At 73.7% G+C, this 20,961-nt stretch carries 22 protein-coding genes and 1 pseudogene; 12 read left to right on the top strand and 11 right to left on the bottom strand.

The genetic code is table 11. The annotated features are described in order from the left end of the window. Positions 1-41 precede the first annotated feature (41 nt). The gene (locus K7B10_RS14850) at positions 42-1,343 is read left to right on the top strand and encodes a styrene monooxygenase/indole monooxygenase family protein (RefSeq protein ID WP_229336522.1); all 1,302 of its coding nucleotides are present in this window, start codon (positions 42-44) and stop codon (positions 1,341-1,343) included. Here the strand turns inward: K7B10_RS14850 and K7B10_RS14845 are convergent. The 3 genes from K7B10_RS14845 to K7B10_RS14835 all read right to left on the bottom strand — a co-directional run bounded on the left by K7B10_RS14845 (position 1,253) and on the right by K7B10_RS14835 (position 3,646). Continuing rightward, positions 1,253-2,797 carry a C40 family peptidase gene (locus K7B10_RS14845; protein ID WP_229336521.1) on the bottom strand — a complete coding sequence of 515 codons (1,545 nt, stop codon included), beginning with the start codon at positions 2,795-2,797 and terminating at the stop codon, positions 1,253-1,255. The two genes, K7B10_RS14850 and K7B10_RS14845, sit on opposite strands and share 91 nt — an antisense overlap. Before the next feature lie 166 nt (positions 2,798-2,963). Continuing rightward, on the bottom strand, positions 2,964-3,257 hold the full coding sequence (locus K7B10_RS14840) for a 2-oxo acid dehydrogenase subunit E2 (RefSeq protein ID WP_229336520.1): 294 nt from the start codon (positions 3,255-3,257) through the stop codon (positions 2,964-2,966). Beyond that, positions 3,257-3,646: a DUF6325 family protein gene (locus tag K7B10_RS14835; RefSeq protein WP_229336519.1), complete on the bottom strand. Its 390-nt coding sequence runs from the start codon at positions 3,644-3,646 to the stop codon at positions 3,257-3,259. Before K7B10_RS14835 ends, K7B10_RS14840 begins: the two co-directional genes overlap by 1 nt. Positions 3,647-3,741: 95 nt before the next feature. Here K7B10_RS14835 and K7B10_RS14830 point away from each other — a divergent pair, with 95 nt between their 5' ends. Together K7B10_RS14830 and K7B10_RS14825 are read left to right on the top strand one after the other, a co-directional pair. Beyond that, positions 3,742-5,124 (top strand): FtsW/RodA/SpoVE family cell cycle protein, encoded by a 1,383-nt coding sequence (locus tag K7B10_RS14830; RefSeq protein WP_229336518.1) that lies wholly within the window; start codon positions 3,742-3,744, stop codon positions 5,122-5,124. Then, entirely contained in the window at positions 5,121-6,581 is a 1,461-nt protein-coding gene (locus K7B10_RS14825) for a penicillin-binding transpeptidase domain-containing protein (RefSeq protein WP_229336517.1), read from the top strand. The genes K7B10_RS14830 and K7B10_RS14825 overlap by 4 nt, the downstream gene beginning before the upstream one ends. A gap of 30 nt (positions 6,582-6,611) precedes the next feature. Here K7B10_RS14825 and K7B10_RS14820 read toward each other — a convergent pair whose 3' ends face one another. Continuing rightward, positions 6,612-7,721, bottom strand: coding sequence for a ferritin-like domain-containing protein (locus K7B10_RS14820; RefSeq protein WP_372481411.1), 1,110 nt, complete (start codon positions 7,719-7,721; stop codon positions 6,612-6,614). A gap of 169 nt (positions 7,722-7,890) precedes the next feature. On the opposite strand from K7B10_RS14820, the gene K7B10_RS14815 reads away from it, so the two are divergent. From K7B10_RS14815 to K7B10_RS14805, 3 genes are read left to right on the top strand one after another with little or no spacing between them, the layout of a single operon-like run. After that, positions 7,891-8,820 carry an AurF N-oxygenase family protein gene (locus K7B10_RS14815; protein WP_229336516.1) on the top strand — a complete coding sequence of 310 codons (930 nt, stop codon included), beginning with the start codon at positions 7,891-7,893 and terminating at the stop codon, positions 8,818-8,820. Positions 8,821-8,849: 29 nt separating this feature from the next. Further along, positions 8,850-9,566 carry a TetR/AcrR family transcriptional regulator gene (locus K7B10_RS14810; RefSeq protein ID WP_229336515.1) on the top strand — a complete coding sequence of 239 codons (717 nt, stop codon included), beginning with the start codon at positions 8,850-8,852 and terminating at the stop codon, positions 9,564-9,566. A gap of 10 nt (positions 9,567-9,576) precedes the next feature. After that, complete coding sequence (locus tag K7B10_RS14805) at positions 9,577-9,858, top strand: DUF8847 domain-containing protein (RefSeq protein ID WP_229336514.1); 282 nt, start codon at positions 9,577-9,579, stop codon at positions 9,856-9,858. Between the two features lie 54 nt (positions 9,859-9,912). Here the strand turns inward: K7B10_RS14805 and K7B10_RS14800 are convergent, their stop codons facing one another. From K7B10_RS14800 to K7B10_RS14790, 3 genes are all read right to left on the bottom strand, one after another. After that, positions 9,913-11,181 carry an ATP-binding protein gene (locus K7B10_RS14800; protein ID WP_229345057.1) on the bottom strand — a complete coding sequence of 423 codons (1,269 nt, stop codon included), beginning with the start codon at positions 11,179-11,181 and terminating at the stop codon, positions 9,913-9,915. A gap of 5 nt (positions 11,182-11,186) precedes the next feature. Next, positions 11,187-11,927 (bottom strand): hypothetical protein, encoded by a 741-nt coding sequence (locus K7B10_RS14795; RefSeq protein WP_229336513.1) that lies wholly within the window; start codon positions 11,925-11,927, stop codon positions 11,187-11,189. A gap of 73 nt (positions 11,928-12,000) precedes the next feature. Then, complete coding sequence (locus tag K7B10_RS14790) at positions 12,001-12,603, bottom strand: hypothetical protein (RefSeq protein WP_229336512.1); 603 nt, start codon at positions 12,601-12,603, stop codon at positions 12,001-12,003. 182 nt (positions 12,604-12,785) lie between these two features. On the opposite strand from K7B10_RS14790, the gene K7B10_RS14785 reads away from it, so the two are divergent. Further along, a complete protein-coding gene (locus K7B10_RS14785; RefSeq protein WP_229336511.1) occupies positions 12,786-13,643 on the top strand; it encodes a nuclease-related domain-containing protein in 858 nt (285 codons plus the stop codon). A gap of 27 nt (positions 13,644-13,670) precedes the next feature. Here the strand turns inward: K7B10_RS14785 and K7B10_RS14780 are convergent, their stop codons facing one another. Beyond that, complete coding sequence (locus K7B10_RS14780; protein ID WP_229336510.1) at positions 13,671-13,841, bottom strand: hypothetical protein; 171 nt, start codon at positions 13,839-13,841, stop codon at positions 13,671-13,673. 87 nt (positions 13,842-13,928) lie between these two features. Here K7B10_RS14780 and K7B10_RS41595 point away from each other — a divergent pair. Continuing rightward, a pseudogene (locus K7B10_RS41595) lies at positions 13,929-14,402 on the top strand (PaaI family thioesterase); the annotation flags it as partial. A gap of 58 nt (positions 14,403-14,460) precedes the next feature. Here K7B10_RS41595 and ku read toward each other — a convergent pair. After that, the gene (ku, locus tag K7B10_RS14775; protein ID WP_229336509.1) at positions 14,461-15,534 is read right to left on the bottom strand and encodes a non-homologous end joining protein Ku; all 1,074 of its coding nucleotides are present in this window, start codon (positions 15,532-15,534) and stop codon (positions 14,461-14,463) included. A gap of 31 nt (positions 15,535-15,565) precedes the next feature. On the opposite strand from ku, the gene ligD reads away from it, so the two are divergent. Together ligD and K7B10_RS14765 are read left to right on the top strand one after the other, a co-directional pair. Then, entirely contained in the window at positions 15,566-16,471 is a 906-nt protein-coding gene (ligD, locus tag K7B10_RS14770; protein ID WP_229336508.1) for a non-homologous end-joining DNA ligase, read from the top strand. Continuing rightward, complete coding sequence (locus tag K7B10_RS14765; RefSeq protein ID WP_229345054.1) at positions 16,471-17,367, top strand: ATP-dependent DNA ligase; 897 nt, start codon at positions 16,471-16,473, stop codon at positions 17,365-17,367. The genes ligD and K7B10_RS14765 overlap by 1 nt, the downstream gene beginning before the upstream one ends. A 51-nt stretch (positions 17,368-17,418) precedes the next feature. On the opposite strand, the gene K7B10_RS14760 is transcribed toward K7B10_RS14765, so the two are convergent. Further along, positions 17,419-17,820: a DUF6479 family protein gene (locus K7B10_RS14760; RefSeq protein WP_229336507.1), complete on the bottom strand. Its 402-nt coding sequence runs from the start codon at positions 17,818-17,820 to the stop codon at positions 17,419-17,421. A gap of 131 nt (positions 17,821-17,951) precedes the next feature. On the opposite strand from K7B10_RS14760, the gene K7B10_RS14755 reads away from it, so the two are divergent. Continuing rightward, positions 17,952-18,275: a plasmid stabilization protein gene (locus tag K7B10_RS14755; RefSeq protein ID WP_229336506.1), complete on the top strand. Its 324-nt coding sequence runs from the start codon at positions 17,952-17,954 to the stop codon at positions 18,273-18,275. A 36-nt stretch (positions 18,276-18,311) separates the two neighbouring features. On the opposite strand, the gene K7B10_RS14750 is transcribed toward K7B10_RS14755, so the two are convergent. Beyond that, positions 18,312-19,292 (bottom strand): XdhC family protein, encoded by a 981-nt coding sequence (locus tag K7B10_RS14750; protein WP_229336505.1) that lies wholly within the window; start codon positions 19,290-19,292, stop codon positions 18,312-18,314. A gap of 272 nt (positions 19,293-19,564) precedes the next feature. On the opposite strand from K7B10_RS14750, the gene K7B10_RS14745 reads away from it, so the two are divergent. Then, positions 19,565-20,854 carry a phosphoribosyltransferase family protein gene (locus tag K7B10_RS14745; protein WP_229336504.1) on the top strand — a complete coding sequence of 430 codons (1,290 nt, stop codon included), beginning with the start codon at positions 19,565-19,567 and terminating at the stop codon, positions 20,852-20,854. Positions 20,855-20,961 lie beyond the last annotated feature (107 nt).

Raw genomic sequence — 20,961 nt, 5'->3', positions numbered from 1 at the left:
CAGCCGAACGCCGAACCCCACCTTCGAATCGAGAACGTGACATGCGCAAGATACTCGTCGTGGGGGCCGGCCAGTCCGGTCTCCAGCTCGCCCTCGGCCTCCAGGCGAAGGGGTTCGAGATCACCCTCATGTCCAACCGGACGGCGGACGAGATCCGCACCGGGCGGATCATGTCCACGCAGGTCATGTTCGACACGGCGCTGCGGCACGAGCGCGACCTCGCGCTCAACTTCTGGGAGCGGCAGGCCCCGCGGATCGAGGGCGTCGGCGTCTCGGTCGCCGCCCCGGACGGTTCGCGCCCGGTCGACTGGCTCGGCCGTCTCAAGGGGTACGCCCAGTCCGTCGACCAGCGCGTGAAGATGGCCGGCTGGCTCGACGTCTTCGTGCAGCGCGGCGGACAGCTGGTCATCCACGGCGCGTCCGTCGCCGACCTGGACTACTTCTCCCGCACGTACGACCTGGTGCTCGTCGCCGCCGGCAAGGGCGAGCTGGTGTCGATGTTCGGCCGGGACGCGGCGCGCTCCCCGTACGACGCGCCGCAGCGCGCGCTGGCCGTCTCGTACGTGCACGGGCTCGCACCGCGCCCCGAGCACCCCGGGACGGAAGCGGTGCGCTGCAGCCTCGTCCCCGGCGTGGGCGAACTCTTCGTGATGCCGACGCTGACGACGTCGGGGCGCGCGGACATCCTGTTCTGGGAGGGGCTCCCGGGCGGTCCGCTCGACGTGTTCCGCGGGGTCGACGGCCCGGCCGAACACCTCGCGCTCACGCTGGAACTGATGGAGAAGTACACGCCCTGGGAGTACGCGCGGGCGACGGAGGTGGAACTGACGGACGCAGGAGGCACGCTGGCCGGCCGGTACGCGCCGGTCGTCCGCAACCCGATCGGGCGGCTGCCGGGCGGCGGGCTGGTGCTGGGCGTCGCCGACGTGGTCGTCGCGAACGACCCGATCACCGGACAGGGCTCGAACTCGGCGTCGAAGTGCGCGGCCTCCTACCTGTCGTCGATCCTGATGCACGGGGACAAGCCGTTCGACGAGGCGTGGATGAAGGCCACCTTCGACAAGTTCTGGTTCACGACGGGCAAGCCGGTGACCCAGTGGACGAACGCGATGCTCGGCGTCCCGCCGGAGCACGTACTGAACCTGATCGGGGCGGCCGGGCAGCTCCAGCCGGTGGCGGATCGTTTCGCCAACGGTTTCGACAACCCGGCCGACTTCGACGCGTACTTCTACGACCCCGAGGACGCGCAGGACTACTTGGACGAGGTCGCTTCCTCGGCCGCCTCCTCGGCCGCTTCCGCAACCGGGTCCTCGGCCGGGTCCGGAGCCCGCGCGGCGGAGTAGCCGGCGTCGCCGCCCTCCGGGCCCTTCGGCAGGGGCGGCGGGGTGAACGCGGTCAGCGGGGTCGCGTCGGAGTCGGGCCGCACGGCACCGAGCAGCGGATTGGCGGCGATCGGGGACACCTTGACCTTCGCCCCGGGCCGCGGCGCCTGGATCACCTTCCCGTCGCCGACGTAGAGGGCCACGTGGGTGGCGGTGGGAAAGTACACCACCAGATCGCCGGGCCGCAGCTCGTCCAGCGGCACCTTGGGGAGCCGCGCCCACTGCTCCTGGCTGGTGCGGGGGATGGAGCGGCCGGCGTGCGCCCAGGCCTGCGAGGTGAGCCCGGAGCAGTCGAAGGACCCCGGCCCCTCGGCGCCCCAGACGTACGGTTTGCCGATCTGCTCGGTGGCGTAGGTCAGGGCGGCGCCGCCGGCGGCCGTGGGCGTACGGGGGGTGGCGGCGAGCCGGCCGGAGTCCAGCAGCTCCCGCTGCGCGGTGGCGGTGTCCGCGGCCTCGCGGGAACCGAGCCGGGCGAGCTGCTCGGGGGTGAGCGAGGCGAGGATCCGCTCGACCTGCTTGAGCTTGAGGTCGACCTGCAGCTTGTTCCGCCTGCGCTGCGCGGCGAGGGTCTGCTGCGCGTCGAGGGACTTGCGGGCGGCGGTGGCGAGGAGGTCGGCCCGGTGCTCGCCGCGGGTGAGGCGGGCCAGCACCGCGGCCCGGCGGGCGCCCTCGCGAGCGGCGAGCCGCCGCTGGTCCTGGGCTGCCTGGGGGTCGCCGGTGAGCAGCATCCGGGCGTACGGGGAGATGCCGACGGCCCCCTGGTACTGCTCCCTGGCCACCCGCCCGGCGGCGGCCTTCTCGGCGCCGAGGGCGGTACGGGCCTTCGCGAGCTCGGCGCTGAGCCGCCGCTCCTCGTCCTGCCCGGCCTTGAGGGCGACCTCGGTGGCCTTGTACCCCTCGGCGGCGGCCTCGGCCTCCCGGTAGAGACGCTGCAGCACCCCCAGCAACTCCCCGACGCCGAGGCCCTGCAACGCGGTGCCCTGCGGGGCGGTGGTCTGAGGGGATGCGGTGCCCTGCGGGTCGGCAGTGCCCGCCGAGTCGAGTCCCCGGCTGGTGGCGCCCGTCGAGTCCCGTCCTGTCGAGCCGGGTCCCGTCGAGCCGGATCCCGTCCCGTCACGTCCTGCCGAGCCGGGTTCTCGTGCCGCGGCAGCGCCCCCGGCGCCCGGTGCCCGAAGGGCGGAGGTGCTGGCACCCTGTCGGGCGGTGGTGTCCGTCGGGGCGGCGGCATGCGGGGCGGTGGTGTCCGCCGAGCCATGGGCCCGGTGGGTGGGGGCGCCCGCGGTGGCGCGGGGTTGCCGGATCGTGGCGGCGGCCGGGTCCGCCAGGAGCGCGGACCCGGCGTGGGTGACGGGGAGCGGCCCGGCCGATACGAACAGGGCGGCGATGCAGGCGGCACGGAGCACGCGGCGTGACATGTGGTCACCTCCAGGCGGTCGATGCTGCCACGCCCGGTATGACAAATCCCCCTCCCGGAACGGCCAGTTCCCCGCGCCCACTCGTCCGGCCCAGTTACGGCCCGTGGATGAGCCGCCGGGCAGGGGCGTGCTCGTGGGGCCGGCGCCGGCCGGTCCTGGCGGGGTGTCAGGAGCGGAGGAGGCGGGTCTTGGCCTCCTTGAACTCCTGGGGGGTGAGGAGCCCTTCCCGGGCCAGAGTCGCCAGTTGGGCCAGTTCCGTCGCCAGGCCCGTCGGCTGGCCGCCTGGGTGACCGGTGGTCGTCCGGCCCTCCGGAGCGGTCGATTGCGCCGGGCGTTCGGCCGCCTCGGGGCCGGCCGGCTCCGGGCGGCCCGACGCGCGGGTCAGGAGGCCTTGGAGGAGGGGGTGGCCCGAGGGGCGGCGGGCCGGGTCCACTCGCGTGCCGACCGGGCGGATGAACATCAGGCCGCCTCCGTCCGCTCCGGCGGGATCCGGACCGAGCCCACGATGCGCCCGCCCGCCGCCCGTACGGCGATCGCCGCGTCCTCGGCCCACACGTGCTCCACCAGCAGCAGCAGCGCGCAGCTGCCCCGCTCCAGCAGCTCCGCCGACTCCTGCACGTCCTCGGCCCCGATCAGCTGCGCGGCCTCCCGGTGGCGCAGCAGCCCCTGCAGCTCCATGAACTCGTCGAACTCCGCCGCCAGCACCTCGCCCCCCGCCGTCTTCGTGACCACGAGACCGTCGATCAGCCGTACGACCCCCGCCTTGCGCAGGCCCATCACGGCCTCGACCGCCGGCACGCGCAGCTGCTCCTCCGGGAAGGCCAGGACGATGAATTCCACTGGTCCCATGTCTCGCGGCTCCCACTCGTGACCGATTCTGACTACTCCTCGGCACTCTATGACATAAGCGGACATACCATCCGTCCGCTTGCTACGTTTCCGATATGACCGCTCTGACGGCAGAGGTGGCGGAGCCCGCGCCGCCCCCGCCCCCCGACGGCTCCGCGTCCACGCGCAGAGGCGTCGAGCTGACGCTCCTCGCCGGAGCCGTCCTCATCTGCGTCCTCGGGCACCTCTGCGTCGGCCTCGCCACCACCGGCCGCACTCCCGAGCCCGCCGGGCGCTACGCCGCCGGGCTGGCCGGTGCCGCCCTGCTCGCGCACCTCGCCGTCCGCTTCCGGGCCCCGTACGCCGATCCGCTCGTGCTCCCCATCGCCGTCCTGCTCAACGGACTCGGGCTCGTCCTCATCCAGCGCCTCGACGCGACCACCCCCGCCCACCTCACCGCCGGCGACCAACTGCGCTGGTCCGCCCTCGGCGTGGCCCTCTTCGTCCTCGTCGTCGTCCTCCTGCGCGACCACCGCGTGCTCCAGAGGTACGCGTACCTCTCCGTGGCCGCCGCGCTCGCGCTGATGCTGGTCCCCGTGTTCTTCCCGGCCGTCAACGGCGCCCACATCTGGATCCGGTTCGCCGGGCTCTCCTTCCAGCCCGGAGAGTTCGCCAAGATCCTGCTCGCGGTCTTCTTCGCCGCCTATCTGGCCGCCAACCGCACCGCCCTCGCGCTCACCGGGCGGCGGCTGTTCTGGAAGCTCCGCCTGCTGCCCGGCCGGGTCCTCGGTCCGATCCTCGCGATCTGGCTGCTCAGCGTCGGCCTGCTGGTCCTGGAAAGGGACCTGGGGACCTCGCTGCTGTTCTTCGGGCTGTTCGTGATCATGCTGTTCACCGCCACCGGACGGATCGGGTGGATCGCGATCGGGCTGCTGCTCGCCGCCGTCGGGGCGTACGCCGTCGGGACCTTCGAGACGCACGTGCACAGCCGGGTCGAGGACTGGCTGAATCCTTTCGCCTCCATCGAGCGGGGAGACGGGCCCGGCCAGCTCGCCCAGTCCCTCTTCGCCTTCGCCGCCGGCGGACTCCTCGGCACGGGGCTGGGCCACGGCCAGTCCTTCCTCATCGGCTTCGCCGCCAAGTCGGACTTCATCCTCGCCACCGCCGGCGAGGAGCTCGGCCTCGTCGGCATCACCGCGATCCTGCTGCTCTACGGACTCCTCGTCCACCGCGGATTCCGCGCCGGGCTCGCGCTGCGCGACCCCTTCGGCCGCCTCCTCGCCACCGGGCTGGCCTCGATCGTCGCCCTCCAGGTGTTCGTCATCGCCGGGGGAGTCACCGGGCTGATCCCGCTCACGGGCATGGCCATGCCCTTCCTCGCCCAGGGCGGTTCCTCCGTCGTCACCAACTGGGTCATCGTCGCCCTGCTCGTCCGGCTCGGCGACAGCGCCCGCTGCCCCCGCCCGGACGGAGCCGGCGGCCGAGGGGGCGGCGAGTGATCCGCTACATCCGCTGGTGCGCCTGGTTCTGCGCGCTGCTGCTCGCGGCCCTGCTCGTCAACGTGGCAAGGGTGCAGGTCTGGGAGGCCGCCGCGTACGGGGCGAACCCGGCCAACAAGCGCCCGGCCGTCCAGCGCTACGCCGAGCCCCGCGGGGACATCCTCGTCGACGGGCGGCCCGTCACCGGATCCCGGGACAGCGGCCAGCTGCTGCGCTACGAGCGGACGTACGCGAACGGTCCGCTGTACGCGCCGGTCACCGGGTTCTCCTCGCAGACGTACGGGACCAGCCTCCTCGAGCGCGCCGAGGACGCGATCCTCTCCGGCACCGACCCGGGGCTCTCGGCCTTCCCGCTCTGGTACGAGCTGGCCCGCGGCCGCCCGTCCGGCGGCAACGCCGAGACCACCGTACGGGCGGCTGCGCAGCGGGCCGCGTACACCGGACTGGCGGGCCGGCGCGGTGCGGCCGTCGCCCTGGAGCCCGACACCGGCAGGATCCTCGCGCTGGTCAGCAGCCCCTCGTACGACCCTGCGGCGCTCTCCGGCACCGGCGGGTCCGTCAAGGCGGCCTGGGCCCGGCTGAACGCCGACCCCGCCCGGCCGATGCTGAACCGGGCGCTGCGCGAGACGTACCCGCCCGGCTCCACCTTCAAGATCGTGACGGCGGCCGCGGCCCTCGACGCGGGGGTGGTCACCGATGTGGACGCGCCCACGCAGACCCCCGACCCCTACCCGCTGCCCGGCACCAGCACCCTGCTGCCGAACGCGGCCACCGGCTGCCAGGACGCCTCGATGGCGGAGGCGGTGCAGTGGTCCTGCAACACGGTGATGGCGAAGATCGGCGTACGGGTCGGGCTGCGCGCCATGGTGGACGCGGCGCGCCGGTTCGGGTTCAACGAGGGCGGGCTGCGGGTGCCCGCCTGGGTGTCGCGGTCGAACTTCGACACCGACATGAGCCCGGACCAGCTGGCGCTCTCCTCGATCGGCCAGTTCAACACGACCGCCACGCCGCTCCAGATGGCCATGGTGGCGGCGGCGGTCGCGAACGGCGGCGAACTCGCCTCCCCCCACCTCGTCGACCGGACCACCCAGGACGACGGGGACCAGGTCCGGCGCGGGCAGCAGCGCAGTCTGGGCCGGGCGATGAACCCGGCGACGGCGCTGCGCCTGCAGGAGATGATGGTGCAGGTGGTGGAGAACGGCACCGGGCGCAACGCCGCGATCCCGGGCGCGGTGGTCGGCGGCAAGACCGGCACCGCCCAGCACGGGGTCGGCAACGCCGGGACCCCGTACGCGTGGTTCATCGGCTGGGCGAAGGCCGAGGACGCGCCGAGACCGGGGGTCGCCGTGGCCGTGGTGGTCGAGGACGCCGAGGCGCACCGCGGGGACATCAGCGGAAACGGCGCGGCCGCCCCGATCGCCCGGGCGGTGATGGAGGCCGCGCTCGAGGCGCGTTGAGCCGGGCCCGACCGGCCCGATCCGCACCCTCTACGGGGTGTCCAGCCCCTCTTGGATCGCCGCCTCCACCTCCGCCACCCGCTCCGCCTCCTCCGCCGCGAAGCGTTCGCGGTCCAGCGCCTCCGCGATCTCCTCGTCCTGGGTCATCAGCAGGTCGAGGTTGGAGTTGCCCATCTCGAAGACGCCCATGTCAAGGTACGCCTTCTGCAGCCGCTCGCCCCACAGCCCGATGTCCTTCACGCACGGCACGATCCGGCTGAACAGCAGCTTCCGGAACAGGTGCAGGAACTCCGACTGCTCGGTGAACTCCTCGGCCTCCTTGCGCGAGATGCCGAAGTTCTCCAGCACCTCCACCCCGCGCAGCCGGTCCCGCATCAGGTAGCAGCCCTCGATCACGAACTCCTCGCGCTCGCGCAGCTCGGCGTCCGTCAACTGCTTGTAGTAGTCCCGCAGGGCCATCCGCCCGAACGCCACGTGCCGGGCCTCGTCCTGCATCACGTACGCCAGGATCTGCTTCGGCAGGGGCTTGTCGGTCGTGTCGCGGATCATCCCGAAGGCCGCCAGCGCCAGCCCCTCGATGAGCACCTGCATGCCCAGGTAGGGCATGTCCCAGCGGGAGTCGCGCAGGGTGTCGCCCAGCAGCGCCTGGAGGTTGTCGTTGATCGGGTAGAGCATCCCGACCTTCTCGTGCAGGAAGCGTCCGAAGATCTCGGCGTGCCGGGCCTCGTCCATCGTCTGGGTCGCGGAGTAGAACTTCGCGTCCAGGTCCGGCACCGACTCCACGATCCGCGCCGCGCACACCATCGCGCCCTGCTCACCGTGGAGGAACTGGCTGAAGTTCCAGGCGGTGTAGTGCCGGCGCAGCTCGCCCTTGTCCCTCTCGGTGAGCCGGGACCAGTGCCGGGTGCCGTAGAGGGTCAGTGCCTCGTCCGGGGTGCCGAGCGGGTTGTACGGGTCCACCTCCAGCTCCCAGTCGATGCGCTTGGCGCCGTCCCACTGCTTGTCCTTGCCCTTCTGGTACAGGGCCAGGAGCCGCTCGCGGCCTTCGGCGTATTCCCAGCTGAAACGGGCCGCGCCGGAGGCCGGAACCTGCCAGACGTCCGCGCCCGGGTCCTTGGTGTAGAGCTCGTGCGTCGACACTGACGCCCCCTCGGCTCGTGTACTTCCGTACAGGACTGGATGGTTGGCAGCGTCACACGTTGGTAGACGCGGGGTCAACAAGTCGTGCGCAGGGGATTGACGGTCTTACTGACAAGCAGTCTCATAACTGTTGACCGCCGGTAACCCGATGAGCGAGGTATCCGAAGCCATGACGACCGTGACCGATCGAGGCGCCCTGCAGGACGCGCTCGGCCTCCTCAAGGACCGCGAAGAGATCGCCGCGCGACTGCTCGAATCCTCGGCCAAGCACTCCTTCGACCCCGACAAGGAACTCGACTGGGACGCCCCGCCCATCGACGGCAAGTACTACTGGCCGCCCGAGCTGCTCTCCCTCTACGACACCCCGCTGTGGAAGAAGATGGGGGAGGAGCAGCGCATCGACCTCTCCCGCCACGAGGCGGCGGCGCTCGGCTCGCTCGGCATCTGGTTCGAGATCATCCTGATGCAGCTGATGGTCCGGCACATTTACGACAAGTCCCTGACCAGCAACCACGTCCGGTACGCACTCACCGAGATAGCCGACGAGTGCCGCCACTCCATGATGTTCGCCCGCATGATCCAGAAGGCCGGCGCCCCCGCCTACCCCGTCTCCCGCACCAACCACAACCTCGCCCGCATCCTCAAGACCGTCTCCACCACCCCCGGTTCCTTCGCCTGCACCCTCCTCGGCGAGGAGATCCTCGACTGGATGCAGCGCCTCACCTTCCCGGACGAGCGCATCCAGCCCCTCGTCCGCGGCGTCACCCGCATCCACGTCATCGAGGAGGCCCGGCACGTCCGCTACGCCCGCGAGGAGCTGCGCCGCCAGATGCTGACGGCCCCGCGCTGGGAACAGGAGCTGACCCGTGTCAGCTGCGGCCAGGCCGCACGCGTCTTCTCGCTGGCCTTCGTCAACCCGAAGGTCTACGAGAACGTCGGCCTCGACCGGCGCGAAGCCCTCGCCCAGGTCCAGGCGAGCGGCCACCGGCGCGAGGTCATGCAGACGGGCGCCAAGCGGCTCACGGACTTCCTCGACGACATCGGCGTCCTGCGCGGGGTCGGCCGCAGGCTCTGGAAGAGCTCGGGACTCCTCGCCTGAACCGGCTGTTTCGGGGCTACCCTGCGGGCATGACGACCGTACGCGCGTACCGCAGGCTGAGCGTCGAGGAGCGGCGGGCCCAGCTCCTCGACGCCGCCCTGTCGCTGTTCGCGCACCGGGCCCCGGAAGAGGTCTCGCTCGACGACGTCGCCGAGGCGGCGGGCGTCTCGCGGCCCCTGGTCTACCGCTACTTCCCGGGCGGCAAACAGCAGCTGTACGAGGCCGCCCTGCGCTCGGCGGCCGACCTCCTGCAGCAGTGCTTCGACGAACCGCAGGCCGGTCCGCTCACCCAGCGGCTCTCCCGGGCCCTGGACCGCTACCTGGCCTTCGTCGACGAGCACGACGCCGGCTTCTCCGCCCTCCTCCAGGGCGGCAGCGTCGTCGAGACCTCCCGTACGACGGCCACGGTCGACGGCATCCGACGGGCCGCGGCCCAGCAGATCCTCTACCACCTGGCCGTCCCGGCCCCCGGCCCGCGGCTGCGGATGATGGTCCGCACCTGGATCACCGCGGTCGAGGCGGCCTCCCTGATCTGGATCGACGAGGGCAAGCAGCCTGATGTCTCGGTCCTGCGCGACTGGCTGGTCGACCAGTTCATAGCCCTCCTGACGGCGACGGCGGCCACCGACCCGGAGACCGCGGCCGCGGCGCGGGCCGCACTGGCCATGGAATCGGCGGACGGCCCGGTCGGGGTCCTGGCCCGCCGGGTGATCCCGGTGGTCTCCGAGGCCGCCCACCTGCTGTGACACTGGTGGGGTGAAAAGCGAACCCACGCCCTTCGAGGGCGGCCCGATGGACGGCCGTGTCCTGCCGATCCTCCTCGGACCGACCGGCCATCCGCCGAAGTGGTACGAGATCCCCGTCCCCTCGGCCGACGGCGGCCCCGCGACGGTCCTGGTGTACGAGCGGGTCCCGGCGGGCCATTCCAAGCGGCTGCACCTCCAGAAGGGCTGGAAGTACGCGTACGCCCCGTCCGGCCGGGGGCCCGGGCTCCGCTGGCCCTGGACGAAGCCGAAGCCGGCCCCGCCGGCCGCGTGACCAGCGCCGCCACGGCCGTCAGCGCCGCCACGGCCGTCAGCGCCGCCACGGCCGTCAGGGCCGCGGCGCAGACCCCGGCGGGGGCTCCGGCAGCGTCAGCACGGCCAGCGCCCCGCCGCCCTCCGCGCCGCGGAACTCCAGCCGCGCGCCGATGACCTCCGCCTGTCCCACCGCGATGGTCAGCCCCAGCCCGTGTCCCTTGCCCGTTCCCGCGCCGCCGGTCCGGAACCGCTGCGGGCCGTGCGTCATCAGGTACTCCGGGAACCCGTCGCCGTGGTCCCGCACGGTCACCACCGGGCCGTCCACCGTCAGGACCACCGGCGCCCGCCCGTGCTTGTGCGCGTTGGCCACCAGGTTCCCCAACACCCGCTCCAGCCGGCGCCGGTCCGTCTCCACGTGCGCGTCCCGCACGATCACGAGCTCCGTCTCCGTCCCGGAGGCCCGGACCACCCGCCGCGCCAGGCGCCCCAGCTGGTGCAGATCCGTCTCCACCACCTCGCGCCCAGAGTCCAGCCGCGAGATCTCCAGCAGGTCCTCGGTCAGCCCGCGCATCGTCCGCACCCGCTCCTGCACCAGCTGCGTGGCCCGCCCCTCCGGCAGCAGCTCCGACGCCGCCTGCAGACCCGTCAGCGGCGTGCGCAGCTCGTGTGCGACGTCCGCCGTGAACCGCTGCTCGCTCAGCAGCTTCGCCTGGAGGGTTCCGGCCATCGTGTCGAGGGCGCCCGCCACCGTCGCCACCTCGTCCTGGTGGCGGGAGGGGTCCTTCGTGCGCGGATCGTCCACGCGCGCGTCCAGATCGCCCTGGGTGATCCGCCGGGCCACGGTCGCGGTCAGGTGCAGCCGCCGCGTCACCCGGGTCACTGCGAAGGCGCCCACCAGCAGCGTTCCGCCGATGGCCAGGACGGAGGAGCCGATGATCGCGTTGTCCAGGCCGTTGATCGTCCGCGCGCTCTGCGAGTAGTCCACGGCCGTCGCCAGGGCCTTGCCGTCCGCCGGCGCCGCCGCCCACATCGTCGGCCGGCCCTCGTACTCGGCCACCATCGTCGCGCGCTGCCCGGACACCGCCAGGGCGCGCAGTGCCGGGGGCAGCCCCGCCGGGTCGATCCCCGCGTCGGGCGGGAGCGCCTCGCCGGCCTCGTACTCGAGGGAGACGTCGTGGAGCTTCTCCAATGCCTTGTCCCGCGCCGCCGCGACGGTCTGCCGGGTCACCTCCACGTGCACCAGCGCGCCGAGCACGGCCGCGAGCGAGCAGCACATCACGATGATGAACAGCCCGGACTTCCAGGTCAGCGTGGCCGTCCAGGCGGGCAGCCGCCCCTTCACCCGCTTCACGGGGTCCCCTCGGCGGAGGGCTTCAGCGGCGGGGACGCGGAGGGGCTCTGCGCCGTTCCCGGCAGCCGCACGATCTGCTCGCGCGTCGGCAGCATCGTCCGCTGCCTCTCGTCCCACGACCATGCGGTGACGAGCTCGTAGCCCGGATTGCCGCTCGGCATCCGCAGGATCACGTCCTGCCCGGCCAGCTCCACGGTGACGAGGGTCTGCGTCGTCGCCATGATCCGGTTGAGGCGTCCGTCCGGGTCCGCCGTGTACGCCCGTACGGACATCATCCGGTCCGGCATCTCGATGCCCACGACGAGCTCGTCGACGCCGTTGCCCGTCAGGTCCCGGTAGTACGGGGCGAGCACCGGGCACTTCTCGCGCGGCTGCCCCGCCTGCCCGCACGTCTTGATCGCGGCGACGGTCTCCGGGGGCATCCCGTCCGGGCCGACGTCGGTGCCCGGGTGGGCGGCCAGCTCCGCCTGGACGAGGGCCACCGGATCGACCTGGTGCACGTTCTGGCCCGTCACGGGCGGCAGCCCCTGCACGTACTCCGGCGGCGCGCCTCCCGGCTCGGCGGGCGGTACGGAAGCCCCTTTGCGCTCCGGCCACAGATGTACGGGCCCGCTCGCGGTCGGGGCCGGACCGGCACCCACCGGCCCGCCGGTGTCGCCGCAGGCCGCCAGCAGGGGCAGCAGCGGGAGCAGGGGCAGGGCGAGCAGGGCGGCGCGGGCAGGGGGGCGGGCATTCATCGGCGCATCTTAACCTTATGTAGAGATATGACCGTTTCGGGGGCTTCGGGGGCTCCCTTGCGGTCCGCGCGGATCAGCCCTCCGTACGCCCGCGGCGCAGCATGGCGAAGCCCAGCCCGGCCGCGCCCACCGCCGCGATGCCGCCGCCCGCGGCGAGCAGCAGTACGCCGTCGCCCGGCCCGTCGGCCAGTGTGTCCAGGGCCCCGCCGGCGACCGTGCGGGCGTGCCCGGCGGAGGCCTGGACGACCTTCCCGTCGCGGACCCCGGTCTTGTACCCGTCGGAGACGGGCGTGGCGGTGCGGCCGCCCGCGCCGTCCGTCTCGCCGACCCAGGAGGACAGCCGGCCGTCGGGCTGCAGGGCGGCGTGGAGCGGGCCCGAGCGGCCGAAGCCGGCGACGCCGTCGCGGCTGGTCAAGGTGGCCGCCTTGGCGCCGTCGGCGGCCAGGATGTCGGCCTGGAAGCCGCCGCCGGCGACCCGGTAGACGTTCGCCTTGGACACGCCGTCCGCGAGGGCGAGGCTCTTGACCAGGGTCCGGGGCGCACCCGCGGAGTGCGCCGCCGAGGCGGCGGGCACCCCCTCGGCCAGAGCGGCCGCGGCGGGCAGCGCGAGGAGGGTTCCGGCGCAGACGGTCACTGCGGCGGCTCGTCCGAGAGTGCGGCGGTCGACGGTGCTCACGGGAAATCCTTCGGTCCGGTCCAGGTGCGACAAACCTAGGAGTCCGCTGTGTCAGTACCGCGATGAGCGTGTAACAGGCACCCGGCGGAGTTCCGTAGAAGCTGTTACACGGCCGAGAACTCCACCGGGGGATTGCCGCGGGGCGCCCGGGCTGCTCCCATGTACGGCGGGGGGTGAGGTCCATGCGGGGACTCAAGGTGCTGCCGAGCGGCCGCCCCGGCCGCGGCCGGCTCTACGTCAACCTGCCCGACGGCCAGGCGGTGGCCTGGTACGACCGGCAGACCAACCGGATCAGCGTGCTCGCCGACCAGCACCGCGACGCGGTCGTGGCGGCGCTGCGCCCGTACATCGCGGGCCCGTTCACGATCGGGCCACCGCCGGTGCCCACACCGGCGGACCTGCGCAGACTCGCCCTTCCGCCGGACGAGGACCTGGCCCCGAACCGTCCCGGCGAACTCCTGCTGGGCGAACTGGAACACGGCTCGACGGGCACCCGGGCCCGGCACCGGCTCCGCCAGGACCTGACCGCCCAGCAGCGCATGGGCGACCTCCTCGACTCCCTCGAACCGGACGGCTGGCGGGTCCTGCACGGCGTCCCGCTGCCGGGCCTGGGCGGCATCGACCACCTGCTCATAGGCCCGGCGGGGATCTTCTGCGTGCGCACGCTCCCGGGGCGCCGCCAGCGTGCGGCCGTCGGGGACCTGCTGGTGACGGTGGGCCGCGCCGAGCCGCGCCCCGACCCGCGCTGGATCCGCCGGGCCGCCGCCGCGGCCACCCGGGCGCTCGCGGCCCCGGTCCTGCCGGCCCTGGCCCTGGTCGACGCCTCCCGCGTCGACGTGGCCCCGACGGTCCGCGACATCCGCGTCCTGGAGCCGGCGACGGCCCGGGCGCACCTCGCCTCGGCCCCGACCACCCTCAAACCCCCGGACATGGAAGCCCTGTTCATCCAGGCCCGCGACACCCGCACCTGGCTCCCGCCCCTCCCGCACCGCCCCCGCTCGCGGTCCTTCACGGTCCGCAAGCCCCGCAACGGCCGTTAGGGGACACCTCCCGGCCCCGCTCCCGGATCAGCCCGGGCCCGCGGGCCGCAGCGCCGCCCGGGCCCTTGCCCGGGCAGCGCTGGAGGAGGGCCCGCAGGGCCCCGGGCTCTCGTAGCCGACCCTGCGGGCGACCGCCGCCAGCGGCAGGCCGGTGGTGCGCAGCAGGTGCTCGGCCTGCTCCACCCGCAGGTCCTGCACGAGCGGATCGGCGGACGGCCGGCCGTACGGGCGACCGTGCGCTGCAGGGTGCGTTCGCCGGCCCCGAGATCGCGGGCCGCCTCGGCGATGGACAGCGGCTCCGCGATGCGCGCCCGGACCCACTCCTCGAACGCGGCCACCAGCGGATCGTGGCGGGCCGGGGCACTCGGGATGGCGTACGCGGCCTGCGAGGCCTCGATCATGAGCACCCTCGGCTTCCGGCTTCCGGCTTTCGGCTTCCGGCTGACGGAGGCCGAGGAGGGCGCCGTGGTCTGCGAGGGGGACCCGGGCGACCACCTCATCAACCCGATGGGCACGGTGCACGGCGGGTTCCTCGCCACGCTCCTCGACTCGGCGCTCGGCTCGGCCGTGATGACCCGCCTGCCCGCGGGCACCACGTACACGACCGTGCAGCTGGGGGTGCACATGATCCGTCCGGTACTGGAGGGGACACCCCGCTGCGGTGCGAGGGGACGGCCCTGCACGTCGGGCGGACCACCGGCCCCGGCCGAGGCACGGGTGGTCGGCGCCGAGGGCGGAAAGCCGTACGCGCACGGCACGACCACCCGCGTGATCCTGCGGCCTTGGGCCGCGTCTTTCGGATCATGCCGGGCGGCGATCAGGCCGAGGCCTGCTTGCGGCTCGTCTTCTTCGTCGCGGCGGCGGACTTCTTCGCCGAGGCCGCCTTCGACGTGGACTTCACGGCGGACTTCGCGGCCGTCGACTTGCCCGCGGCCGTCGACTTGGCCGTGGTGGACCTGGCCGAAGTCGACTTGGCCGACGCGGTCTTCCTCGTACCGGAGGCCGCCGTCTTCTTCGTCGAGGCCGTGGACTTCTTCCCGCCCACCGACTTCGGCGCGGCCGCCGTCTTCCGCCGGATCGGGGTGACGCCCGCCTCCGGGCCGGCCTCCCCCCGCGAGGCCTTCGCCGCGCTCACGCTCTTCTCCAGCGCCGCCATCAGGTCGATGACCTTGCCGCCGGCCGCTTGCACCCCGGCCTCCGCCGGGGGTTCGAACGCACCCTCCGACTTCGCCGAGATCATCGCCTCGACGGCCTCCCGGTACTCGTCCGTCAACGAGTCCATCTCCACCTCGCCCAACGTCGCCATCAGCGCGTCCGCCAGGTCCAGCTCGGCCTCCCGCACCGACACCTTCCCCTCCGGAGCCACCCCCTCCGGCGCCCGGATCTCGTCCGGCCAGAGCAGCCCGTGCATCGCGATCACGTCGTCGACCACCCGCAGCATGCCGAGCCGCTCCCGCCCCCGCAGCGCGTACTTGGCGATCGCGACCCTCCGGCTCCGCTTCAGCGCCTCCCGCAGCAGGGTGTACGGCTTGGCCGCCGTCGGCCCGTTCGCCGCGAGGTAGTACGCCGCGTCCATCTGCAGCGGATCGATCTCGTCCGCCGGTACGAACGACACGATCTCGATCGTCTTCGCCGTGGCGATCGGCAGCTGCGCCAGGTCCTCGTCCGTGATCGGGATGATCGACCCGTCCGCCTCCTCGTACCCCTTGCCGATCTCGGCGGTCGCCACCTCCTCGCCGTCCAGCTCGCACACCTTGCGGTAGCGGATCCGTCCGCCGTCGCTCAGGTGGATCTGGCGAAAGGAGATCGAGTGGCTCTCGGTGGCGTTCACCAGCTTGATCGGAATGCTGACCAAGCCGAAGGAGATCGCCCCGTTCCAGATGGATCGCACGGTTCCTCCCGATTCATGGCAGTCTCATCGTATGACGCCGATCACCATGGTGGAGGGGCGTCGCATCCCGCTCTCCAACCTCGACAAGGTCCTGTACCCCGAGACCGGCTACACCAAGGGCGAGGTGCTGCACTACTACGCCACCGTCGCCGCTCCGCTGCTGGCCCACATCCACGACCGGCCGGTGTCGTTCCTGCGCTATCCGGACGGCCCGGACGGCCAGCTCTTCTTCACGAAGAACCCGCCGCCCGGCACGCCCGCCTGGGTGAAGACCACCCCGGTGCCCCGCTCCGAGGACCTCTCCGCCGAACAGGTGGTCGTCGCGGACCTGCCCTCCCTCATGTGGGCCGCCAACCTCGTCGTCGAGTTCCACACCCCCCAGTGGCCGGCCGGCAGCCCGGCCCTCGCCGACCGGCTGATCATCGACCTCGACCCCGGCGCGCCCGCCACCGCCGTCGAGTGCTGCGCCGTCGCGCTGTGGCTGCGCGAGCGCCTCGCCTCCGACGGCCTGGAGGCGTACGCCAAGACCTCCGGCTCCAAGGGCCTGCACCTGGCCGTCCCGTTGGAGCCGACCCCGTCCGACCGCGTGTCCGCGTACGCGAAGGGCCTCGCCCAGGAGGCCGAGCGCGCCCTCCCCGACCTCGTCCTGCACCGGATGGCCAAGGCCCTGCGCCCCGGAAAGGTCTTCGTCGACCACAGCCAGAACGCTGCCGCCAAGACCACCGCCGCCCCCTACACCCTGCGCGCGCGGGCCCGGCCCACCGTCTCCGCCCCCGTCTCCTGGGAGGAGGTCGCGGCCTGCCGCACCCCCGCCGACCTCGTCTTCCTCGCCGACGACATCCCGCCGAGGCTGGAGCGCGACGGGGACCTCTTCGCCCCGCTGACCGATCCCGGCCGCGGCCACCGGCTGCCCGCACTCCCCGGGGACCGGCCGTGATCCGCGTCGCGCTCGCCGCCTCCGTCCGGACCCTCCCGCGCGGGGACGGTCTCGCGTACGAGCCGAAGTTCGACGGCCACCGCCTCGTGGTCGTGCGCACCGCCGAGGACGTGGTGCTGCAGGCGCGCTCCGGCCGCGTCGTGACCGCCGCCTTCCCCGATCTGGCGGCCGCGGCCCGGCAGTTGCCCGCCGAGACCGTCCTCGACGGCGAGGTGGTGGTCTGGCACGCCGGCCGTACGGACTTCGCCCTCGTCCAGCGCCGCGCCGCGGCGGCCACGGCCGCGCGGGCCGCCGTACTCGCCCAGAGCCTGCCCGCCTCGTACGCGGCGTTCGACGTGCTCGAACTGGCCGGGCTGGACCTGCGGGGGCGCCCGTACGAGCGGCGCCGGGCGCTCCTGGTCGACCTGCTGCTCCCGCTCGGCCCGCCGCTGCAGCCGGTCCCGATGACGACCGACCCGGAGCTGGCGGCCACCTGGTACGAGACCCTGCCCGCCAGCGGCATCGAGGGGCTGGTCGTCAAGCGACTGGACCAGACGTACCCGGCGGGCCGGCGCGGCTGGCAGAAGCTGCGGCACACGCAGGTGCGGGACGCGGCGGTGGTCGGCTACACCGGCACCCCCCGCCGCCCCCTCGCGCTGGTCCTGGTGCTGCCGGTCGGGGACGAGACCCCGCTCGTGTCGAGCCCGCTGACGGCGGCGCTGCGGGCGGACGTGGTGGCGGCGGTGGCGACCCGCGAAGGGCACGCCCGCGCCCCGGCGGGCGCCACGGTCACCGCGATCGGGATCGGCGAGGTGCCGTACCGCCCGCTCGATCCGCCGCTGACGGCCGAGGTCCGCCACCCCTCCACGGCCCGGCACCCGCCGCCGGAAGTGCTCAGGCTGCGCACCGAGCTCTGACGCCCCTGAGCGCGCCGTGGCGCGGCGCGGCGCGGGTCAGGGCCGGTTCCGTCAGGCGTTGCCGGTCGGCTTGTAGACCGGCGGCTCACCGTGCGGGGGCTGCTGCGGCCCCGGGTACTGAGGCGGGTTCCGGTAGCCGGCCTCCCGCTCCGCGCGGTCCTCCTCCTGATGACTGCTCGTGGTGGAGCCGAAATTCCCGTAGCCCTGCATCTCGTGCGGTCGCAGGCCGCCTTCGGGGATCTCCACGCTCTCGCGCTCCTCGCGGACCTCGTAGACCGCGCCCCCGTTCGGCAGGTGGGGCTGGCTCTCGGCGGTCGGCGGCGGGGGCTCCTTGGCCCGGACCCGCTGGCCGAGCTTGAAGCCGCCCAGCAGAACGCCGACGACGATGATCCCGACGACCAGGAACCACGCGATGCTGCCCAGGGTCTGGTCCAGACTCAAGGTCATGTCCATACGCACTATTTTCCCGCATTAGTGCCTGTTTCACCCTGACCGCGGGGAGGGCCCTGCTCCGAGGGCCGGACGACTACCGCGCCGGATCGGGGGCAGGCGCAACGGCGACCCGCCCGGAAAGGAGCCCGAAAATGCCCCGCGGATCTTCACCCGAACGAGAACGCCAGTACGAGCACATCAAGGAGAGCGCCGAGCGGCGAGGCGAGTCCGAGGAGCGGGCCAAGGAGATCGCGGCCCGGACCGTCAACAAGGAACGGGCCCGGGCCGGCGAGTCCGAGACGGCGAGCAGGCAGTCGCTGGAGGACATCTCCTCGGCCCGCCGCGGCGGCCTGCACTCCCACTCGGGCGCGCAGGGGCCGACGTACGAACAGCTCTACGCGGAGGCCAGGCGCCGCAACATCCACGGCCGCTCCGACATGAACAAGACGCAGCTCAAGCGCGCCCTCGGCGGCTGACACCCCGCATGCCGGACAGGTCCCGGCGGACACCCCCTAGCGCAGCGGCCCGTCCGAATCGCGCAGCGCCCGGACCTCGTACCCGCCGAGCACGGCCAGGATCTCCGCGCAGATCGCCAGCGCCGTCTCCGGGGGCGTCCGGGCCCCCAGGTCCAGCCCGATCGGTCCGCGCACCCGCGCCAGGTCGGCGGCGGACACCCCGGCGGCGATCAGCCCCTCGCGCCGCCGGGCGGTGGTCCTGCGGGAACCGAGCGCGCCCACGTACGGAATCCCCAGCGCGAGCGCGGTCCGTACGGCCGGCACGTCGAACTCGGGATCGTGGCTCAGCATCACCAGGCAGGCGGCGTCGCGGCGCGCCTCCAGCAGCTTCCCCGCCTCGGCGACGGAGCCGACGAGTCCGGCCCCCCACCCCAGCAGCAGGGCCTGCGCCTCGATGATCTCGGCGAGCTCGCCGCCCCCGCCGATGACCACGTACGGGGCGGACGGGTACGCCTCCACGAACACCAGCCCGCGCTCCCCGTACAGCGCGTCCCGCCCGGGCCGGCGCGTGGCCAGCAGCTCGCCGGCCCGCCGCTCGGCGTCGTCGGCCGGCGCGTCGACGGCCCGCACCACCTCGCTCACCGCGTGCTCGGCCCCCTCGGCGAGCCGGGTCACGAGAGCGACGCCGACACCCTCGCCGAGCAGGTCCCACCAGGCGGCGGGCACCGCCGACAGCGGCTGGAGCAGGATCTCGGCCCGCCCGCCGCAGGTCAGCTTCGCCCGGGCCGCCTCGTCGGCCCCCACCGACACGTCGCAGACCCGCGCGGTCGCCCCGGCGGCCATGGCTCCGGCCTCCGCCACCAGCTCGGCGTCGAACACACCCCGGTACAGGGCCCCGACGCACTCCCCGCGCGCGTCCACGAGCAGGGCCCCGGCGGGGTCCCGCGGCCCGAACCCCTGCTCGGCCACCGGCCGGGCCAAGAACGCGGCCCGCCCCTCGGCCGCCCACTGCCGCGCCGTCTCCACCAGCTCACGCATCGCGCCGCCCCCTCCTCGTCGTCAGAGCCCGCCCCCAAGCGCCGGGTCAGCGGCGCAACGCGGCCTCCCGGCCAACCTACGCAGGCACCCCACCTCTGCCCATCCCCCAAAACCCACAGACCCGGGCCCACCTCCCTCGTACGGACCACCGGACGGACCACCGGACGGGCCGCCGCACCGGCCGCAGGACCCGAGTTGCACGCGGGCGCCGGGAGGCGTTGTTTCGAAGTACGGCAGGGAACGCCGGGAACGACCCTTGGGGATGACCCGCAATGCTCTTCACGGACCGCGACGACGCAGGCCGAAGGCTCGGCACGGAGCTCGCGAGGTACGCGGAGGACCACCCCGTGGTCCTGGGGCTGCCGCGCGGCGGGGTCCAGGTCGCCTTCCACGTGGCCCACGCCCTCGGCGCCCCGCTCGACGTGGTCATCGTCCGCAAGCTGGGGGTCCCGTACCAGCCCGAGCTTGCGTTCGGCGCCATCGGCGAGGGCGGCATACGCGTGATCAGCGAGGACATCGTCTCCCGCGGGCGGCTCGGCCCGCGGGACATCGCCACCGTCGAGGAGGCGGAACGGGCGGAGCTGGCCCGCCGGGCCGCCCGCTACCGCGCGGGCCGGCCGCAGGAGGACCTCCGCGGCCGGACGGTGATCGTGGTGGACGACGGCATCGCGACCGGCGCCACGGCGGCCGCAGCCTGCCGGGTCGTACGGGCGCAGGGCGCGGCCCGGGTCGTGATGGCGGTCCCGGTGGCCCCGCCGGAGGCGCTGGGGCGGGTGGGCGAGGTCGCCGACGAGGTGGTCTGCCTGTCCGCGCCGCCGGGCTTCTCCTCGGTCGGCCAGTGGTACCGGGACTTCTCCCAGACCTCCGACGAGGAGGTCGTCTCGCTCCTCGCCCAGTCGCCGCGCCGGCCGGACCCGCCGGAACGGGCGGAGGTGGAGGTGGCGGTGGAGGCCGCGGGCCTGTGCCTTCCCGGCGACCTCACCCTCCCGGAGGGCGCGGGCGCGGTGGTCCTGTTCGCGCACGGCTCGGGCAGCAGCCGGCGCAGTCCCCGCAACCGCGCCGTGGCCGCGGCGCTGAACCGGGCCGGCCTGGGCACCCTGCTGTTCGACCTGCTCACCCCGGCGGAGGAGGCGGACCGCTCGAACGTCTTCGACATCGACACCCTGGCCGCCCGCCTCACCGCCGCCACGGCCTGGCTCGGCACCCGGACCCCGGCCCCGCCGGCCTACTTCGGAGCCAGTACGGGTGCGGCGGCCGCCCTCGTGGCCGCGGCCTCCCCTGACTCGCCGGTCCACGCGGTGGTCTCCCGCGGCGGCCGCCCGGACCTGGCCGCATCCCGCCTCGCCGGGGTCCGGGCCCCCACCCTCCTGATCGTCGGCTCGGAGGACCACCAGGTCCTCGCCCTCAACCGAGAGGCCCAGGCCCGCCTGCGCTGCGAGAACCGTCTGGAGCTCGTCCAGGGCGCCACCCACCTCTTCGAGGAGCCCGGAGCGCTCCACCGGGTCTCCGTCCTCGCCGAACGCTGGTTCACCACCCACCGTCCGCCGTACGCGACCCGCTGAGGAGCGGGGCCGCCCGGGTGATCGTCGCCGCGACATGGTCCGGAACGTGATCACGCGATCACGAAGAGTTAACAATGGCTTCGTTCGTAGCCAGAGGCGCGCGCTCG

Source organism: Streptomyces flavotricini, from assembly GCF_020639365.1.
Lineage (GTDB): Bacteria > Actinomycetota > Actinomycetes > Streptomycetales > Streptomycetaceae > Streptomyces > Streptomyces flavotricini.
This window is presented reverse-complemented; position numbering and strand designations above follow the sequence as displayed.

What these genes read in the sequence shown, in the direction of transcription:
- K7B10_RS14755 (WP_229336506.1), top strand. Translation starts at nt 17,952, where the DNA reads ATGCCCCGCGGATCTTCACCCGAACGAGAACGCCAGTACGAGCACATC.
- K7B10_RS14810 (WP_229336515.1), top strand. Translation starts at nt 8,850, where the DNA reads ATGACGACCGTACGCGCGTACCGCAGGCTGAGCGTCGAGGAGCGGCGG.
- K7B10_RS14840 (WP_229336520.1), bottom strand. Translation starts at nt 3,257, where the DNA reads ATGTTCATCCGCCCGGTCGGCACGCGAGTGGACCCGGCCCGCCGCCCC.
- K7B10_RS14795 (WP_229336513.1), bottom strand. Translation starts at nt 11,927, where the DNA reads ATGAATGCCCGCCCCCCTGCCCGCGCCGCCCTGCTCGCCCTGCCCCTG.
- K7B10_RS14845 (WP_229336521.1), bottom strand. Translation starts at nt 2,797, where the DNA reads ATGTCACGCCGCGTGCTCCGTGCCGCCTGCATCGCCGCCCTGTTCGTA.
- K7B10_RS14750 (WP_229336505.1), bottom strand. Translation starts at nt 19,292, where the DNA reads ATGCGTGAGCTGGTGGAGACGGCGCGGCAGTGGGCGGCCGAGGGGCGG.
- ligD (WP_229336508.1), top strand. Translation starts at nt 15,566, where the DNA reads ATGACGCCGATCACCATGGTGGAGGGGCGTCGCATCCCGCTCTCCAAC.
- K7B10_RS14760 (WP_229336507.1), bottom strand. Translation starts at nt 17,820, where the DNA reads ATGGACATGACCTTGAGTCTGGACCAGACCCTGGGCAGCATCGCGTGG.
- K7B10_RS14835 (WP_229336519.1), bottom strand. Translation starts at nt 3,646, where the DNA reads ATGGGACCAGTGGAATTCATCGTCCTGGCCTTCCCGGAGGAGCAGCTG.
- K7B10_RS14785 (WP_229336511.1), top strand. Translation starts at nt 12,786, where the DNA reads ATGCGGGGACTCAAGGTGCTGCCGAGCGGCCGCCCCGGCCGCGGCCGG.
- K7B10_RS14850 (WP_229336522.1), top strand. Translation starts at nt 42, where the DNA reads ATGCGCAAGATACTCGTCGTGGGGGCCGGCCAGTCCGGTCTCCAGCTC.
- K7B10_RS14830 (WP_229336518.1), top strand. Translation starts at nt 3,742, where the DNA reads ATGACCGCTCTGACGGCAGAGGTGGCGGAGCCCGCGCCGCCCCCGCCC.
- K7B10_RS14745 (WP_229336504.1), top strand. Translation starts at nt 19,565, where the DNA reads ATGCTCTTCACGGACCGCGACGACGCAGGCCGAAGGCTCGGCACGGAG.
- K7B10_RS14815 (WP_229336516.1), top strand. Translation starts at nt 7,891, where the DNA reads ATGACGACCGTGACCGATCGAGGCGCCCTGCAGGACGCGCTCGGCCTC.